The sequence below is a fragment of the Micromonospora lupini genome (assembly GCF_026342015.1).
GTDB lineage: Bacteria > Actinomycetota > Actinomycetes > Mycobacteriales > Micromonosporaceae > Micromonospora > Micromonospora lupini_B.
The window spans coordinates 1,935,358-1,948,432 of sequence record NZ_JAPENL010000002.1; the positions used below are offsets into that span (position 1 = coordinate 1,935,358).

Sequence of the window (13,075 nt, forward strand, 5' to 3'; positions counted from 1 at the left end):
ATGAGACGTTTACCCGATGTGCGAAACGAATGATCCTGGTCACAGTCTTGTGGGGGTTCGGCCGACGACCTGGGGGAGGTGACGGTGAGCACCGTCGCGCTCAAAGATGTGACCAAGATTTTCAAGGACGGCACGTTGGCCGTCGACAGCATAAATCTGGATGTGAACGACGGCGAGTTCATGGTGCTGCTGGGGCCATCCGGCTGCGGCAAGTCCACAGTGCTGCGGATGATCGCCGGTCTGGAGGACCCGACACAGGGCGCGGTGCTGCTGGACGGGGAGCTGGCGAACGACCTGCCGCCACGCGATCGCAAGATCGCGATGGTCTTCCAGGACTTCGCGCTCTATCCGCACATGACCGTCGGCGACAACATCGCCTTTCCGCTGCGGCTGGCCGGCGTGGAACCCGAGCCACGCGGTGAGCGGGTCACCGACGTGGCCAGCGCCCTGGGCATCAGCGACGTGCTCGCCCGCAAGCCGGGCCAGCTCTCCGGTGGCCAGCGCCAGCGCGTCGCCATGGGCCGCGCGATCGTCCGACGGCCCGGACTGTTCCTGATGGACGAGCCCCTGTCGAACCTGGACAGTGGGCTGCGCGCCGAGCTGCGCGCGGAGATCTCCGGGCTGACCCGCGAGCTGGGCGTCACCACCGTCTACGTCACCCACGACCAGGCCGAGGCGCTGACCATGGCCGACCGGGTGGCCATCATGCGCCGGGGGGTGCTCCAGGACGTGGGCACACCCACCCAGGTGTACGGCCGCCCGGCGACGCTCTACGTGGCCGCCTTCCTGGGCAGCCCCCGGATGAACCTGCTGGAGGCGTCGGTCTACGTCCACCTCGACAGGTACGTCACGCTCAACCTCGGTGACCAGTCGCTCTACCTGCCGTGGAACGACATCCGCAGCCGGGCGGTGGCGCACTACCACGGTGAGCGGATCGTGGTCGGGATGCGGGCCGAGGCGCTCACCCCGGTCGCCCCGGACAGCCCCGGTGACGTGCTGCGCGGCCGGATCCGCTACCTGGAGCACCACGGGCACGAGTCGTTGGCGTTCCTCGACATCGGTGCGACCGCGATCATGGTGGACGAGATGGGCGCGCCCCTGGACCCGCCGCCTGTGGGCCAGCGAGGACTGCGCCGGTTCGGCGCGGTCATGCAGCGGCTCACCGGCAAACCGGTAGAGCCCGAGGAGCCGTCGAACGGCGCCGCGCGGACCAGCGTCCTCCCCGACCCGGGCCGGCACCACCGCCGCCCGGCGGAGCTGGCGGTGCGGCTGGCGCCGTACCCGGCGGTCACCGCCGGCCACCCGCTCGCCGTGTCGGTTCGGATGGACGCGCTGCACTTCTTCGACGAGCGCGGTGCCCGGATCGACGTGGGTTGGCGGTGACGCCACGCCGCGACGGGGTGGCGGGACGGCCGTCCGGTGTCCTACCGTCTGCCCACCTAGTCCAGTATGTGACACACCGAGAGGGGTACACCCGTGTCGGGTGACCGTCCCAGCCCGCTCGTCATCGAGCGCATCCTGCGCGACAGGCAGGGCATCTGGCAGCAGATCGTGGCCGAGGGCGACCTCAACGCCCTGACCGGGCGGATGCTGGCCAGCTCCGCCGTCGCGCTCGCCTGCTACGGGGCGGTGCTCGGGGCGTTCCACAGCCCGTTGATGGCGCTCACGTCCGCGCTGAAGCTGCCACTGCTCTTCCTGGTCACGCTCGCCATCTGCCTGCCCACGCTCTACCTGTTCAACCTGGTGTTCGGCGCCCGGCTGTCGGTGCGCCAGTCGCTGGCGCTGGTGATGGTCGCGATCACGGTCACCTCGATGCTGGCGGTGGCGTTCGCGCCGATCAGCCTCTTCTTCCTGATCACCGCGCCCGACTACGGCTTCTTCAAGCTGCTGAACGTGGCGATCCTGACGCTGTCGGCGCTTGTCGGATTGCGTTTCCTGACCGGCGGGATGCAGGTGCTCAACGACCACGGCCTGCTCGCCCCGGCGACGAGCAACGCCCCGGCCCAGGCCCACGCCCCGGCCGCCGTGCCCGCCGGCGCGGTTCCGGCAACGGTGCCCGCCGACGCCGTGCCAGCCACGGTGCCCGCCGGGTCGGCCGGTGGGGTCGCCGAGCCGGTCGCCGTGCCGGCCGGAGCGGCTGCCGCGTCGACGGCGAACGGCGGCGCACCCGACGCCACGACCGCCACGCCCGCCCCGGCCGCCCCGGGGCAGGCCCCGGCACACGTTCCGGCGCAGTGGAGCGGTCAGCCGGCCGCCGCCTCGTTCCCACCCGGCATGATGCCGCCCGGCTACCCCGCCGCGCAGCGCCCGTGGGGCACCCCGCCGGTCCGGCGTGGCGAGCCGACGCAGCGGCCGGCCAGCATGACGCTGCTCTACATCTGGATTCTGCTCTTCGGGTTCGTCGGCACCCAGTTGGCGTGGACGCTGCGTCCGTTCTTCGGTGACCCGGACAAGGACTTCTCGCTCTTCCGCAGCATCGACGGCAACTTCTATGCCGAGATCCTGCGGACGATCGCCAACCTCTGACCCGTCTGCGGCCGGAGAAAACCCTGGTTGCCGCCCTGGTTACCGAGAAGTAACGTCGGGCCATGACCATCGACTCCCGCCAGGTGGCGGCCGGCATCCTGGAAGCGGTGCCGTTCGCCCGTACGCTCGGCATCGAATTCGTCGAGGTGGCACCGGAGGCGGACGGCGGGGTGCGGGCCGTCGTCCGACTCCCCGACACGCCGGCCACCCACAACCACGTCGGCGGTCCGCACGCCGGGGCGATGTTCACGCTCGGTGAGACGGCTTCCGGCGCGGTCGTGCTGGCCGCCTTCGGGCAGCTGCTCGACCGGGCCGTGCCGCTCGCCGTCCGGGCCGAGATCGCCTACCGCAAGCTGGCTCGGGGGCCGGTGCTGGCCACCGCGCGGCTCGGGCGGCCCGCCCCGGAGGTGATCGCCGAGCTGGAGGCCGGTCGTCGGCCCGAGTTCGCCGTCGAGGTGGAGATCGCCACCGAGGACGGCACACCCACCTCGGCGCTGACGGTGATCTGGACGCTGCGGCCGAACTGACCCGCGTCGTGGGCGGCCGAAAACGGGTTTGCGGGCCCTGCCGGGTGGTTAGATTCGTACCGTGCTGGGCCTACCTGCTCATGTGACCGCCTGTCTCTTCGATCTGGACGGTGTGCTGACGCAGACCGCCCGGGTGCACAACGCCGCCTGGACGAAGACGTTCGACGAGTTCCTGCGGCAACGCGCCACGGCGACCGGAGAACCCTTCCAGCCGTTCGACCCCGGCCCGGACTACAACCGCTACGTCGACGGCCGCCCCCGCGCCGACGGCGTCCGGTCGTTCCTCGCCTCCCGGGGGATCGTTCTCCCCGAGGGCAGCCCGGACGACCCACCGGACGCCGACACCGTCAACGGCGTCGGCAACCGCAAGAACGTCCTGCTGCTGGAACAGCTACGCACCGCAGGCGTCGAGGTCTACCCGGGCTCGGTGCGCTACCTGAAGGCGGCGACCGCCGCCGGGCTGCGTCGGGCGGTGGTCACCGCGAGTGCCAACGGGCGCGAGGTGGTCGCCGCGGCCGGCCTGGAGGCCATGCTTGAGGCGCGCGTCGACGGGCTCGTAGCGCGCGAGCAGAAGCTGCGCGGCAAGCCGCAACCCGACACCTTCCTGGCCGGGGCGAAGATCCTCGGCGTGGACCCGGCCCAGGCCGCAGTCTTCGAGGACGCGCTCTCCGGGGTGGCCGCCGGCCGGGCCGGTGGCTTCGGGTACGTGGTCGGTGTCGACCGGGTGGGGCAGGCAGACGAACTGCTCGCACACGGCGCCGACATCGTCGTCAAGGACCTCGCGGACCTGCTCGACGCCGGCGACGCCGCCCCGCCGGCGCCGCGCACACCCGGCCAGGCGCCGACCGGCGAGCGGGGCCTCGCGTGATCCGGGAACGGGCCTATCCCGTCGAGCCGTGGCACATCCGGGAGACCCGCCTGGACATGGACGTGCTGGCCCAGTCGGAGTCGGTCTTCGCGCTCTCCAACGGGCACGTCGGGCTGCGCGGCAACCTCGACGAGGGCGAGCCGCACGGCCTGCCCGGCACCTACCTCAACTCGTTCTACGAGCTGCGCCCGCTGCCGTACGCGGAGGCCGGCTACGGGTTCCCCGAGTCCGGGCAGACCATAGTCAACGTCACCAACGGCAAGCTGATCCGGCTCCTCGTCGACGACGAACCACTCGACGTCCGCTACGGCGAGCTGCTGTCCCACGAGCGGATCCTCGACATGCGAGCCGGCACCCTGCACCGGGAGCTGCACTGGCGCTCCCCGGCCGGCCGCGAGGTCAAGGTCCGCAGCACCCGGCTCGTGTCGTTCACCCAGCGGTCGGTCGCCGCGATCAGCTACGAGGTGGAGGCCGTCGACCGCCCGCTGCGGCTGATCGTCCAGTCCGAACTGGTCGCCAACGAGTCACTGCCGGCGCAGAGCAAGGACCCCCGGGTCGCGGCCGTGCTGGAGTCGCCGTTGCAGGCCGAGGAGGAGCTGACCACCCCGGACGGCGGGTTGCTGCTCCACCGCACCAAGGTCTCCGGGCTGCGGGTGGCCGCCGCCATGGAGCACGAGGTGCACGGTCCGGACCACACCACAATCGAGTCCGAGGGGTACGAGGACTGGGTGCGCACCACCATCGGCTGCATCCTCAAGCCCGGCGAGAAGCTGCGGGTGGTCAAGTACCTGACGTACGGCTGGTCCAGCCGCCGTTCGCTGCCCGCGCTCCGCGACCAGGTCGGCGCGGCGCTGGCCGGGGCCCGCCTGGACGGCTGGGACGGGCTGCACCGGGAGCAGCGCAACTACCTCGACGAGTTCTGGGACGCGGCGGACGTGCTTGTCGAAGGCGATCCGGAGATCCAGCAGGCCGTGCGGTTCGGTCTGTTCCACGTGCTCCAGGCCGGGGCCCGTGCCGAGCAGCGACCGATCTCGGCGAAGGGCCTAACCGGCCCCGGTTACGACGGGCACGCCTTCTGGGACACCGAGATGTTCGTCCTGCCGGTGCTCACGTACACCCAGCCCAGCGCGGTGCGTAGCGCCCTGCAGTGGCGGCACAGCACGCTGGAGCTGGCCCGGGAGCGGGCCGAGACGTTGAACCTCAAGGGCGCGGCCTTCCCCTGGCGGACCATCGAGGGACCGGAGTCCTCCGGGTACTGGCCGGCCGGCACTGCGGCGTTCCACATCGGCGCCGACATCGCCGACGCCGTGCGCCGGTACGTGCTTGTCACCGGAGACACCGACACCGAGCGGGAGATCGGGCTGGAGTTGCTTGTCGAGACCGCCCGGCTGTGGCGTTCGATCGGGCACCACGACCGGCACGGCCGCTTCCACATCGACGGGGTCACCGGCCCCGACGAGTACACCGCGGTGAAGAACGACAACATCTACACCAACCTGATGGCGCAGCGGAACCTGTTGACCGCCGCCGAGGTGGTGATGCGCTACCGGGACGAGGCGTTCCACCTCGGGGTCACCGACGAGGAGGCGGCGAGCTGGCGGGACGCGGCCACCTCGATGCACGTGCCGTACGACGACGAGTTGGACGTGCACCAGCAGGTGGAGGGGTTCACCCGGCTCCAGGAGTGGGACTTCCCGCACACGCCCGCCGAGAAGTACCCGCTGCTGCTGCACTACCCGTACTTCGAGCTGTACCGGAAGCAGGTCGTCAAGCAGGCCGATCTGGTCCTGGCGATGCACTGGCGGGGGGACGCGTTCACCCCCGAACAGAAGGTGCGCAACTTCCTCTACTACGAACGGCGGACGGTGCGGGACTCGTCGCTGTCGGCCTGCACCCAGTCGGTGCTCGCCGCCGAGGTGGGTCATCCCGACCTGGCGCACATCTACCTGCGCGAGGCCGCGCTGATGGACCTGCACGACCTCAACGAGAACACCCGCGACGGCGTGCACATGGCCTCGCTGGCCGGCGCATGGCTCGCCCTGGTCAGCGGGTTCGGCGGCCTGCGCGACCACGACGGCGAACTGTCGTTCGCGCCTCGGCTCTCCAGCCGGCTCAGTCGCCTGGAGTTCTCCCTCCAGTGGCGCGGGCTGGCGCTGCGGGTGGACGTCCGGCCGCACCAGACGACGTACTCGCTGCGCCACGGCGGCCCGGACGACGTGGTGGAGCTGCGCCACCACGACCAGATGCTGCGGGTCACCTGCCACGAACCGGTGACCGTGCCCGTTCCGCCGGCCGAGCCGTCGGGTCCGCCGCCGGAGCAGCCGCCGGGCCGGTCGCCGCTGCTCCGGTTGCCCGAGCACGAGCAGTGACGGCCGGGGCGGGAGTGGTCCCGCCCCGGCCGTCGTACGCGTACGTCAGATCGGCTCGCCTGTCGACGGGCGTCCGATCGCGTCCCGGGGCGCGGCCGCCTTGGGATCGTCGGGCAGCCGGGCCGAGGCGGCCTGGTCCCCGAAGTCCTGGTCGCGCTCGGCGTCCTGTTCACGCTGGGCGCGTTCGGTCATCTGCTGCTGCCGGGAAATCTGCTGCTTGGCCATCGTGATCCTCGCGATCCGTCGGGGCGCCGTGCGCCTACACGGTCTGCGGTCGGTCGTCGCGTACCCGGCGGCCCACCCGGCAAACACCGCGTCCCGGGGCGGCGCGACCGGGCGCGGGCGGCCCGGCAGGTGACCCGACGCGTGTGTGACGCGGCGAGCATCAGGGCGCGTGTGGTGGCGCGGCGGGCGCGTGCGGCGCGGCGAGCGTCGGGCGCGCGTGCGACGCGGCGGCCGGGGTAAGCGGGCCGGAGGCGAGCACGTGGAGGTGCGGCATGGACGAGCAACGCAGCACGGTGACCATTCCGGTCCGGGACGCGCAACTTCCCGCCGATCTGATGCTTCCCGCCGAGCCGGTCGGCGTGGTGCTGTTCGCCCATGGCAGCGGCAGCTCGCGGCACAGCCCGCGCAACGTCGCGGTGGCCCGGACGCTTACCGGTCGCGGCTTCGCGACCGTGCTTGTGGATCTGCTCACCCCCGCCGAGGACGAAGTGGACACGCGTACCGCAGAACTGCGGTTCGACATCGGGATGTTGGCCAGCCGGTTGGCCGGGATCGTCGACTGGTTGGCGGCCGAACGCCCCGCCGGTGACGTGCCGATCGGTCTCTTCGGTGCCAGCACGGGTGCTGCCGCGGCGCTGGTCGCGGTCGCGTCCCGCGCCGACCGGGTGGGCGCGGTGGTCTCCCGGGGCGGCCGACCCGACCTTGCCGGCGCCGCTCTGGCCCAGGTGCGTACCCCGACGCTGCTGCTGGTCGGCGGCCTGGACGAGGAAGTGATCTCGCTCAACGAGCGGGCGCTCGCCGAGCTGGGCGACGTCGGCGAGCTGCGGGTGGTGCCGGGGGCCACCCACCTCTTCGAGGAGCCCGGCGCGCTCGACCAGGTCGCCGACCACGCCGGCGCCTGGTTCACCACCCAGCTCGTCCGGACGACCGCCGCGCCGCGCCGCTCGTGAGCGACGCGGCGCGCCGCCTTCAGGAGCGTGCCGGCGCGTCGGTGGTGGAGCGGCGGCGCTGGACGGTGTCGATGATCCGCCAGAGGACGGCGGTGATCGGGACGCTGACGAAGGCGCCGGCGATGCCCGCGATGAGGGTGCCGGCGGTGACCGCCACCAGGATCACGGCCGGGTGCAGGCGCACCTGACGCTTCATGACCAGCGGCTCCAGCAGGTTGCCCTCGATCTGCTGCACGGCGACCACCGCCGCGAGGGTGAGCAGAGCTGTCGTCGGCCCGTTGGCAGCCAGCGCCACCAGCACCGCCACCGCGCCGGCCACCGTCGCCCCGATGATCGGTACGAAGCCGCCGAGGAAGGTGATCAGGGCCAGCGGCAGGGCCAGCGGCACCCGGAGCACCACCAGGGCCAGACCGATGCCGATGGCGTCGATCGCGGCGATGAGCATGGTGCCCCGGCTGTAGGCGCCAAGCGTCTGCCAGCCGGCCCGGCCGGCCTCGGCCACCACCGGTCGGTTCGGGCCGGTCATCCGGGACAGCGTCCAGTGCCACATCGACCGGCCGTCCTTGAGCAGGAAGAAGAGCAACACCAGGGCGAGCAGCGCGGACCCGACGACCTCGCTTGCCGTCCGGGCGCCCGCCACCGGGTCCGGAGAGCTGCCGCTGAGCCCTTCCCGGGCCTGGTCGACAAGCTTGTCGAGTTGGGCGTCGCTTACCGGCAAAGTGGACGTGACGAAGTCGCGGCTGCGGTCGAGCCCCTGGGTCAGCTCCTGACTGAGCTGATCGAACTGGCTGGCGGTCAGGTTCCACACCAGCGCACCGACCCCCACCAGGATGCCGAGCAGCAGCAGGACTGTGAGCAGCGCGGCGAGTGCCGCGGGCAGGCGCAGGCGGCGCAGCCGGAGCAGCACCGGGTCGAGTAGCGCGGTGAGGAATATGGTGGCGGCCAGGGCGATGGCCAACGGGGCCAGCAGGACGGCGATCCGACCCAGCAGGTAGAGCCCGGCGATGATCACCACCAGGCAGGCGCTCCACAGCACCGCGTTCCGGACCAGCCAGGGCAGCGCCGCCCACGCCTGGCGCGCGCCTGTCTCACCGGTCGCCGTGGCGCCGGCCGTGGGCGTGGTGCCTGTAGTTCCGGTCGCCGTGGTGCCGGTCGCCGTGGTGCCGGTTGTCGGCCCGGCGTCCGCCCCGGGTTCGTCTGCCGTCATGTCGGCCCTCCTCGATCTCGGCGAGGTCGGTACCCGGCCGGCGACGCGCCGACACCCGAATCGCGCCGGCGCTGGGCTGCCGTCGAAGTGACGGGCGTGCCACCCGCGCGGATCGTACGCCGAGACGTGCCGGTCGGCCGGCTCTTCGACATCCACGCCCGGACCGTCGGCGTTTGCGCCGACCGGCCCAGGGAACGCGAAGGGAAACGACCTGAGGAGGAGGAGCGCCGTGGGTGACTTCATGGACAAGGCCAAGGACGTCGCGGACAAGCACGACAAGCAGGTCGACCAGGGTATGGAGAAGGCCGGCGACATGGCCGACAAGCGCACGGGCGGCAAGTACGACGACCAGATCGACAAGGGCGTGGATCAGGCGCAGGCGCGTACCGGTGAGGGCGACCAGGTCCGCTGACGAACCGGACATGCCCCGGGCCGCCGAGGACTCGGCGGCCCGGGACTGTCTCTGTCGGACGGTACGTCGGTCAGTGCTGCTGCCTCTCGCGTAGCTCGTCCACCGAGGTCGGCCTGTCGCTCAGTGCGTCACGCAGCCTGTCGATCATCCCGGTACCGGGTCCGAGCAGCTTGTTCGCCGGCGGCCGGTCCGGCGCGCTCGGGTGTGGCCGGGTCGGTGCCACCTTCTTGAACGCCGTCACCTTCGCGGCCAGCTCGACCAGCTCCTCCCGGGCCGTGGCGGCGCGCAGCCGGGGAAAGAGGTCGCTCTCCTCGTCCCGCACGTGGTGGCGAATGGTGCTGGTCAGGTGGGCGAGCAGCTCGTCGAAGCGGGGATCGGACGGATCGACCGACTCCAGGTCCTTCATGGTCCGTTCGGCGTCGGAGTGTTCCTCGATATCGCGCTCGGCGATCTGGTCGCCGTCGGGCAGCGCCCTGCGAGCCGTCGGATAGACGTATGCCTCCTCGGACACCGCATGCCGGACCAGCTCGGCGATCACCACGTCGGCGAGCCGGCGGCGGTGCTCGGGCGTGCCCTGCCGCGTCTCCAGCTCGACGAAGAGGGTCTCGACCTCGCGGTGGTCGGCGATGAGGATGTCGACGACGTCCTGGTCGTCGGTGGTCAGTGGATTGGTCATCTGGGCCCCTTGCCGGTTGCGGTCGGTAGGTGTGCGGCCCCTGGTACCCCCCAACTGTCGGGCAAACCTACGGTCGCCGATGGATTTGACGAAGTACGTCGTCCGTGGCCGGGCTGACTGTTGGTGCCACAGGTGTCCGTGGCGCGTGCGGGACGGAGGAGCACGATTGCCCGGACGACCCCGGGGTAACCGCCGCCATGGCCGACGACCGCCCACCAGCCGACCCTGACCGGTCAGCGCTGAGTGACGCCGCCGAGCGCAGTGGCCGGACGGTTGGTCGGGTGTGGCACCGAGGCGGTCAGGCCGGCCGGATCCGGGCCCGGCAGCTGGAGGTCACCCTGGTGATCGCCGTCCAGGCCGGGCTCGCCGCGGCGCTCGCCGGCCTGATCGCGCAGCACTTCCTCGGTCCCGGGGCGCACGTCTTCGCTCCCGCCGCCGCCGTCGGTACGATCGCCACCGCCATCGGCCAGCGGGCCCGCCGCACCTTCGAGCTGCTGTTCGGTGTCGGCCTGGGCATCGTCATCGGCGACACGCTGCGCTTCCTCATCGGCTCCGGGCCGTGGCAGACAGGCGTGGTCGTCGCCCTGGCCATCGCCAGCGCTCTCTTGGTGGCCGGCAAGGGTGGGCCGTTGGTCGGCCAGGCCGGTGGTACCGCCGTCCTGATCGCCACGCTGGCCCCGATGGAGCGTGGCCTGGAGCTGCCGAGGATCGTCGACGCGCTCGTCGGCGGTGCGGTCGGTCTCCTGGTAGTGGCGCTGCTGGTGCCGGTGAACCCGATGCGCGTGCTGGACCGCGCCGCCGCGCCGATCTTCGCGGTCCTGCGCGAGCAGCTCGCGGAGCTGGCGCAGGCGGTACGCGAGCGCGACGTCGACCGGACGAAGGGTGTTCTGGAGCGGCTTCGCGGCACCGAGGGCGACGTGGGACGACTGAACGACTCGCTGAGTGGGGCGGAGGAGGTGGTCACCATCGCGCCGGCGCGCTGGCACCGCCGCCAACAGTTCCACGAGTACGCCCGCAGCGCGTCGCACCTGGAGCGGCTGCTGCTGGACACCCGTGCGCTGGCCCGCTGGTCGACGACCGCCCTGCAGTACGACGAGCCGATTCCGTCGGAGCTGCCGGAGGCGATCGCCCGACTCGGACAGGCGGTCGCGAAGTTGCACACCGAGTGCCGGGTCGGCGACGCCCCGCGGTGCACCCGGAAGCTGGTCGAGGAGTGTGCCGAGCTGGCTGGGCGGTCCGCCGCCCGCGGGGTCAGGTCGTTCGGCGACGCGCTCGTCACCGGTCTGCGTACCGCGGCCAGCGACCTGCTCCGGGCGGCCGGCTGCGAACCGGACGACGCCAACCGGATCGTGCGCAGGGCTGCCGGCGCCGGCGAGGCGGCCATCTCCCCGCCGGCCCGAGGCCATCTGCACCGCGCCCGGCCGACCCGGGCCGCTCGGGCGCGTCGACGAGCGCAGCTCGCCAGCCGTCGGCGCGACGACGACAGGGCCGGCCCCTCCGCGCGGGAGAGGCCGGCCCGGTGAAACCGTCGGATCAGGAGGAGTAGCCGCGCTCGGCGATCCAGTTGGCCACCTTCGGCAGGCTCACCCAGTACTCGCCCAGTGCCGGGTCGGCCGGGTCGGCGACCCGGATGGTGTCCCCACCGTCGCGGTAGCCGACGAGCGTCAGGTAGTGGCCGCCCTCGTACGAGTGCGGGTTGCCGTCGGTGTCCACTGTCGTGCCCTTGATGTTGGCCACCACCGGACGGCCGGCGTCGATCGCGGCCAGCACGTCCCGGCGCAGCTGCTCGACCTGGTCGGGGCGAGCCACCGAATCACTGATCTCGGTGGTCCGGTAGCGACCGCCGGTCAGCTCGTTGAGCACGCGCGTGGTGTCCAGGGCCGACGGTGTGCCCGCCTCGGTGGTGCCGAGCCGCTTGGCCACCTCGTCCTGGGACAGCGCCTTGCCCTGCGCGGAGAGCGCGATCCGGGTCGCGGCGGGCCCGCAGTAGAAGAAGTTCGGCTGCGCCTGGTAGTCGACGTCGAGGATCCGCTGGGCGCTGCGGTCGGTCTGGCTCGACGAGGGCGCGGCGCCCTGCGCGGGTGCCGCCTGCGCGGCGACGGCGGGGCCGAGGGCGCAACCGCCGGCGACCAGCAGGCCGACGACGGACAGGCCGCTCTTCTGCACGATCGGGTTCATGGTCGAGTCTCCGTTCGGGGGTGCCGCCTCCGTGGCGGTCTCGGCCGTGCGGTACCGGGACGTAACGGCAGTGCTGCGGCCGGCATTCCGCCGCCGGCTGCCGCTGAGGGCGTCGTGACCAGGTGTAACGGCCACCGGCCCTGGGGGATTCCGGAGGTGTGGGCTCGGTACCGAAACGGTCGAACGGTGACGCAACGGACCGCTGGGTCAGAGGCTTCCGAGCAACCCCGTCACGGTGATCTCGATGACGACACGCTCCGGATTCGGGCGTGGTGTCCGGTACCGCTCGGCGTAGCGGCGCTCTGCCTCCGCGACGGCGGCTCGATCCGACCGGAGCACCGCCCGGCCCTCGATCGTCAGCCAGCGGCGGCCGTCCACGTGACAGACGGCCACCGGAGTGCCCGTGTCGCCGGCGGCGGCCACCTGCCGCGCCTTGCGGGACGTGCCGGAGGTGATCACGCGGGCCAGTCCGGCCGCCGCGTCGAGGGTGACCCCGACGGGCACCACGTGCGGGGTGCCGTCGGCGCGCAGGGTGGTGAGCGTCGCCAGGTGCCGTTCCGCGCAGAAGGCGGCAACCCGGTCGTCGCGGATGTCCAGCCGATGATCGCCCGCCACGTCCGTCCCCCGTCCTGTGCGCCGACCCCGATCATCGTACGGAGCGGGCGCGGTCCGGATCCGGCGGCGCGTCCGGCTGCCCAGGCAGGTGACGGCCGGCCGCCCGGCGCTTGTGCACGAGCCGCGTGAGATAGATGAGCGCGCCGGCCAGAACGCCCATGTCGTCCAGGTAGATCGGATCCGGGAGGATGTCCACCGGGAAGATCGTGTAGATCAGCGCCCCGTAGAAGGCGACCTTGCCGCCCGTGCCGAGCCCGGTCAGCAGCCGCCTCGTACGCACCACGCGTACCGCCAGCACCACCGCGCCGACGAGTGTGGCGAGCGCCAGGATGCCGGCGATCACCACGAGGACCCACGCCTGTCGGGACATGCCGTCACGCTAACCCACTGACGCCGGTCCGGCCCGCCGCGCCGCTCCTGCCCGCCGCGCGCCCCCGTACGCGCCGGCCCGCCGCGCCGCCCCCGAGCCGGCCGGGCAGGGGCGGCGGCGCGCTGCTTTCGGGAACCGGCAGTTGCCGAGCC

At 72.2% G+C, this 13,075-nt stretch carries 14 protein-coding genes; 8 read left to right on the forward strand and 6 right to left on the reverse strand.

Annotated features, from left to right (window positions below; translation table 11 throughout):
- Nucleotides 1-84: 84 nt before the first annotated feature.
- From OOJ91_RS23835 to OOJ91_RS23855, 5 genes are all read left to right on the forward strand, one after another.
- Entirely contained in the window at nucleotides 85-1,383 is a 1,299-nt protein-coding gene (locus OOJ91_RS23835; RefSeq protein ID WP_266248313.1) for an ABC transporter ATP-binding protein, read from the forward strand.
- A gap of 93 nt (nucleotides 1,384-1,476) precedes the next feature.
- Nucleotides 1,477-2,526 carry a hypothetical protein gene (locus OOJ91_RS23840; RefSeq protein WP_266248314.1) on the forward strand — a complete coding sequence of 350 codons (1,050 nt, stop codon included), beginning with the start codon at nucleotides 1,477-1,479 and terminating at the stop codon, nucleotides 2,524-2,526.
- Nucleotides 2,527-2,588: 62 nt separating this feature from the next.
- Nucleotides 2,589-3,053: a DUF4442 domain-containing protein gene (locus OOJ91_RS23845; RefSeq protein ID WP_266248316.1), complete on the forward strand. Its 465-nt coding sequence runs from the start codon at nucleotides 2,589-2,591 to the stop codon at nucleotides 3,051-3,053.
- A gap of 61 nt (nucleotides 3,054-3,114) precedes the next feature.
- Entirely contained in the window at nucleotides 3,115-3,921 is an 807-nt protein-coding gene (locus OOJ91_RS23850; RefSeq protein WP_266248317.1) for an HAD family hydrolase, read from the forward strand.
- Entirely contained in the window at nucleotides 3,918-6,290 is a 2,373-nt protein-coding gene (locus tag OOJ91_RS23855; protein WP_266248318.1) for a glycoside hydrolase family 65 protein, read from the forward strand. The genes OOJ91_RS23850 and OOJ91_RS23855 overlap by 4 nt, the downstream gene beginning before the upstream one ends.
- A gap of 45 nt (nucleotides 6,291-6,335) precedes the next feature.
- Here OOJ91_RS23855 and OOJ91_RS23860 read toward each other — a convergent pair whose 3' ends face one another.
- Nucleotides 6,336-6,515: a hypothetical protein gene (locus tag OOJ91_RS23860; protein ID WP_266248319.1), complete on the reverse strand. Its 180-nt coding sequence runs from the start codon at nucleotides 6,513-6,515 to the stop codon at nucleotides 6,336-6,338.
- 272 nt (nucleotides 6,516-6,787) lie between these two features.
- Between OOJ91_RS23860 and OOJ91_RS23865 the strand changes: the two genes are divergently transcribed.
- On the forward strand, nucleotides 6,788-7,465 hold the full coding sequence (locus OOJ91_RS23865) for a dienelactone hydrolase family protein (protein WP_266248320.1): 678 nt from the start codon (nucleotides 6,788-6,790) through the stop codon (nucleotides 7,463-7,465).
- Nucleotides 7,466-7,484: 19 nt separating this feature from the next.
- On the opposite strand, the gene OOJ91_RS23870 is transcribed toward OOJ91_RS23865, so the two are convergent.
- Nucleotides 7,485-8,672 (reverse strand): AI-2E family transporter, encoded by a 1,188-nt coding sequence (locus tag OOJ91_RS23870; RefSeq protein ID WP_266248322.1) that lies wholly within the window; start codon nucleotides 8,670-8,672, stop codon nucleotides 7,485-7,487.
- A 241-nt stretch (nucleotides 8,673-8,913) separates the two neighbouring features.
- Between OOJ91_RS23870 and OOJ91_RS23875 the strand changes: the two genes are divergently transcribed.
- Complete coding sequence (locus OOJ91_RS23875; RefSeq protein ID WP_255787856.1) at nucleotides 8,914-9,084, forward strand: antitoxin; 171 nt, start codon at nucleotides 8,914-8,916, stop codon at nucleotides 9,082-9,084.
- A gap of 70 nt (nucleotides 9,085-9,154) precedes the next feature.
- Here OOJ91_RS23875 and OOJ91_RS23880 read toward each other — a convergent pair whose 3' ends face one another.
- Entirely contained in the window at nucleotides 9,155-9,760 is a 606-nt protein-coding gene (locus tag OOJ91_RS23880) for a hemerythrin domain-containing protein (RefSeq protein ID WP_266248325.1), read from the reverse strand.
- 281 nt (nucleotides 9,761-10,041) lie between these two features.
- Here OOJ91_RS23880 and OOJ91_RS23885 point away from each other — a divergent pair, with 281 nt between their 5' ends.
- Nucleotides 10,042-11,283 carry an FUSC family protein gene (locus tag OOJ91_RS23885; protein ID WP_266248326.1) on the forward strand — a complete coding sequence of 414 codons (1,242 nt, stop codon included), beginning with the start codon at nucleotides 10,042-10,044 and terminating at the stop codon, nucleotides 11,281-11,283.
- Nucleotides 11,284-11,293: 10 nt separating this feature from the next.
- Here OOJ91_RS23885 and OOJ91_RS23890 read toward each other — a convergent pair whose 3' ends face one another.
- From OOJ91_RS23890 to OOJ91_RS23900, 3 genes are all read right to left on the reverse strand, one after another.
- A complete protein-coding gene (locus OOJ91_RS23890) occupies nucleotides 11,294-11,938 on the reverse strand; it encodes a C39 family peptidase (RefSeq protein WP_266248327.1) in 645 nt (214 codons plus the stop codon).
- Between the two features lie 207 nt (nucleotides 11,939-12,145).
- Nucleotides 12,146-12,553: a pyridoxamine 5'-phosphate oxidase family protein gene (locus OOJ91_RS23895; RefSeq protein ID WP_266248328.1), complete on the reverse strand. Its 408-nt coding sequence runs from the start codon at nucleotides 12,551-12,553 to the stop codon at nucleotides 12,146-12,148.
- 31 nt (nucleotides 12,554-12,584) lie between these two features.
- Nucleotides 12,585-12,923, reverse strand: a complete 339-nt coding sequence (locus tag OOJ91_RS23900; protein ID WP_266248329.1) for a YkvA family protein — start codon at nucleotides 12,921-12,923, stop codon at nucleotides 12,585-12,587.
- Nucleotides 12,924-13,075: the final 152 nt, after the last annotated feature.

Bases quoted from the DNA above. Each gene is read 5' to 3' on its own strand.
- OOJ91_RS23845 (WP_266248316.1), top strand. From the start codon at position 2,589: ATGACCATCGACTCCCGCCAGGTGGCGGCCGGCATCCTGGAAGCGGTG.
- OOJ91_RS23860 (WP_266248319.1), bottom strand. From the start codon at position 6,515: ATGGCCAAGCAGCAGATTTCCCGGCAGCAGCAGATGACCGAACGCGCC.
- OOJ91_RS23865 (WP_266248320.1), top strand. From the start codon at position 6,788: ATGGACGAGCAACGCAGCACGGTGACCATTCCGGTCCGGGACGCGCAA.
- OOJ91_RS23870 (WP_266248322.1), bottom strand. From the start codon at position 8,672: ATGACGGCAGACGAACCCGGGGCGGACGCCGGGCCGACAACCGGCACC.
- OOJ91_RS23875 (WP_255787856.1), top strand. From the start codon at position 8,914: ATGGACAAGGCCAAGGACGTCGCGGACAAGCACGACAAGCAGGTCGAC.
- OOJ91_RS23880 (WP_266248325.1), bottom strand. From the start codon at position 9,760: ATGACCAATCCACTGACCACCGACGACCAGGACGTCGTCGACATCCTC.
- OOJ91_RS23890 (WP_266248327.1), bottom strand. From the start codon at position 11,938: ATGAACCCGATCGTGCAGAAGAGCGGCCTGTCCGTCGTCGGCCTGCTG.
- OOJ91_RS23900 (WP_266248329.1), bottom strand. From the start codon at position 12,923: ATGTCCCGACAGGCGTGGGTCCTCGTGGTGATCGCCGGCATCCTGGCG.